This window comes from Hymenobacter sp. IS2118 (genome assembly GCF_000715495.1).
In the GTDB taxonomy this organism is placed as follows: Bacteria; Bacteroidota; Bacteroidia; order Cytophagales; family Hymenobacteraceae; genus Hymenobacter.
Genome location: NZ_JNLX01000142.1, coordinates 1 through 3,421, shown reverse-complemented (window position 1 = coordinate 3,421; position 3,421 = coordinate 1). Strand labels below are relative to the sequence as shown.

2 rRNA genes are annotated in these 3,421 nt (G+C 54.4%); both read left to right on the top strand.

Going from position 1 to position 3,421, the window contains the following annotated elements:
• Nucleotides 1–2,920, top strand: a 23S ribosomal RNA gene (locus GM79_RS13480).
• Nucleotides 2,921–3,048: 128 nt separating this feature from the next.
• A 5S ribosomal RNA gene (gene rrf, locus GM79_RS13475) occupies nucleotides 3,049–3,160 on the top strand.
• Nucleotides 3,161–3,421: the final 261 nt, after the last annotated feature.

Sequence of the window (3,421 nt, the reverse complement as noted above, 5' to 3'; positions counted from 1 at the left end):
AAGAAGTAAGAAAGAGCACACGGGGGATGCCTAGGGTCTCAGAGGCGACGAAGGACGCGATAAGCTGCGATAAGGCTGGGGGAGAGGCACATACTCGTTACATCCCAGCATTTCCGAATGGGGCAACCCCCTGACTGGAAGAGTCAGGAACCGACCAGCTTGACTGGCGGTGGCAAACGCAGGGAACTGAAACATCTAAGTACCTGCAGGAAAAGAAAATAACAATGATTCCCCAAGTAGTGGCGAGCGAACGGGGAGGAGCCCAAACCGGGTTGGTTACGGCCAATCCGGGGTTGTAGGACCACGACATCTGATTGAATCGAGTTAGCTGAAGCCCTTGGGAAAGGGCGCCATAGACGGTGAGAGCCCGGTAAGCGACAATTCTGATTCACGGTAGTGGGATCCTGAGTAGGGCGGGGCCGGAGAAACCCCGTCTGAATCGAGCGGCACCATCCGCTAAGGCTACATACTCCTGAGACACCGATAGTGAACTAGTACCGTGAGGGAAAGGTGAAAAGAACCGGGAATACCGGAGTGAAAAGAACCTGAAACCGTGTGCTTACAAGCAGTTAGAGGCCTTTAGTGGGCTGATAGCGTGCCTTTTGCATAATGAGCCTACGAGTTACTCCTCCCCGGCAAGGTTAAGCGCTTTAAGGCGCGGAGCCGCAGCGAAAGCGAGTCTGAACAGGGCGTGCAGTCGGGGGGGGTAGACGCGAAACTTTGTGAGCTACCCTTGAGCAGGTTGAAGGTGCAGTAACATGCACTGGAGGACCGAACCAGTTTCCGTTGAAAAGGATTTGGATGACTTGAGGGTAGGGGTGAAAGGCCAATCAAACTGAGAAATAGCTCGTACTCCCCGAAATGTATTGAGGTACAGCGTCGTGGTTGAGGTCATTGGAGGTAGAGCTACCAATAGGACTAGGGGGTGTCAGAGCCTACCGAATCCTGATGAACTCCGAATGCCAATGGCTATACACGGCAGTGAGGCCTGGGGTGCTAAGGTCCCCGGCCGAGAGGGAAAGAACCCAGACCAACAGCTAAGGTCCCTAAATCTAGATTAAGTTGAACAAAGGAGGTCCACTTGCTTTGACAGCCAGGAGGTTGGCTTGGAAGCAGCCATTCCTTTAAAGAGTGCGTAACAGCTCACTGGTCGAGCGAGCGGGCGTCGATAATACGCGGGCATCAAATCTAGTACCGAAGCTTTGGATTTAGTATGAAAGACTACTAAGTGGTAGGGGAGCATTCTCCTTGCGGTGAAGGCGTGTCGTCAGGCATGTTGGAGCGTGGAGAAAAGCATATGTAGGCATGAGTAACGATAATGCGGGTGAGAAACCCGCACGCCGATAGACTAAGGTTTCCAATTCAACGCTAATCGGAATTGGGTTAGTCGGGACCTAAGGGGAAGCCGAAAGGTGCACTCGATGGACAGCAGGTTAATATTCCTGTACTAATGAATGGAAGTGATGCAGTGACGCAGAAGTGAAAGCACCGCGGGCGGACGGAAGTGCCCGTTGAAGACCGTAGGTATTGGGGAGGTAGTTAAGTACGCCACTCTAGCCGAAAGTTGATAGTACCGTACGTTCTTCGGAACACGCGGATAGTGTGCCTAATCCGACTGCCAAGAAAACCTGCTAAGCGTTTTAACCCATTTATTACCCGTACCGCAAACCGACACAGGTAGTCAAGGAGAGTATCCTGAGGCGCTCGAGTGAATCACGGCCAAGGAACTCGGCAAAATGGACCTGTAACTTCGGGAGAAGGGTCGCTTCCTCGTTGCAAGACGAGAAGCCGCAGTGAAAAGGCCCAGGCGACTGTTTAACAAAAACACATGACTTTGCTAACGCGCAAGCGGACGTATAAGGTCTGACACCTGCCCGGTGCCGGAAGGTTAAGAGGGGAACTTAGTCGCAAGGCGAAGGTTTGAATCGAAGCCCCGGTAAACGGCGGCCGTAACTATAACGGTCCTAAGGTAGCGAAATTCCTTGTCGGGTAAGTTCCGACCTGCACGAATGGTGTAACGATCTGGGCGCTGTCTCAGCCGTGAGCTCGGTGAAATTGTAGTCTCGGTGAAGATGCCGAGTACCCGCCACGGGACGGAAAGACCCCGTGCACCTTTACTATAGGTTGCCATTGGTGTTGGGTTCGGCATGTGTAGCATAGGCGGGAGGCGCTGAGCCGGGGACGCTAGTTCTCGGGGAGCCGACGTTGAAATACCGCCCTTGCCGTGCCTGATGCCTAATCCCGAAGATTCGGGAGACAGTGGCTGCTGGGTAGTTTGACTGGGGTGGTCGCCTCCAAAAGAGTATCGGAGGCTTTCAAAGGTCCGCTCAGTCCGCTTGGTAACCGGACGCAGAGCGCAATAGCAGAAGCGGGCTTGACTGTGAGGCCGACTAGCCGAGCAGGGTCGAAAGACGGATATAGTGATCCGGTGGTTCCGCATGGAAGGGCCATCGCTCAAAGGATAAAAGGTACGCCGGGGATAACAGGCTGATCTCCCCCAAGAGCTCATATCGACGGGGAGGTTTGGCACCTCGATGTCGGCTCGTCACGTCCTGGGGCTGGAGAAGGTCCCAAGGGTTCGGCTGTTCGCCGATTAAAGTGGCACGCGAGCTGGGTTCAGAACGTCGTGAGACAGTTCGGTCCCTATCTGTGGTGGGCGTTGGAAATTTGACAGGACCTGTCCTTAGTACGAGAGGACCGGGATGGACCAGCCGCTGGTGCGCCGGTTGTACCGCCAGGTGCAGCGCCGGGTAGCTACGCTGGGACGAGATAAGCGCTGAAAGCATCTAAGTGCGAAACTCACCTGGAGATGAGATTTCCCAATGGAAGGCCCGTCGGAGATGACGACGTTGATAGGCGGCAGGTGAACAACTAGAAATAGAATAGCTGAGCCGTACTAAGTGGCCGAGGGCTTCTTTTAGAGCCGCACGCAAGTGCGGCTGGCGTCAAGCACGCACCATACGTTTCGTTTTTGTCCCCTTACGTCGAGTTATTGAGGGTTGCGTTCTTCTCACAAGAAGACAATAGAACACCGCAACCCCCGCCAGCAATGGTGGCTTTAGCCCGGGTGTTCACCTCTTCCCATTCCGAACAGAGTCGTTAAGCCCCGGTGCGCCTATGGTACTGCCTTCACCGGTGGGAGAGTCGGTCGCCGCCAACCTTATTGCCCAAACGCCCCCCGCCCGCTTTCACCAGCCCGCGGGGGGCGTTTGGCGTTTTAGACAATTCTTCGTTACTACTTCAGCGAGCGTAATACTAAGTAGTCACGCAAAAGTAACCGTACAGGTTTTGCCAACCCGATTTAAAACGTGTTCAACGCGCTGGAGGCAGGTGTGGTCGGATTGGTAGTTTTCGGGGCGTACCCAATAGTGCTTTCAGCTTGATATCAAAGGCGCGGCGCAGCCATGGAATCCAGCGGCGC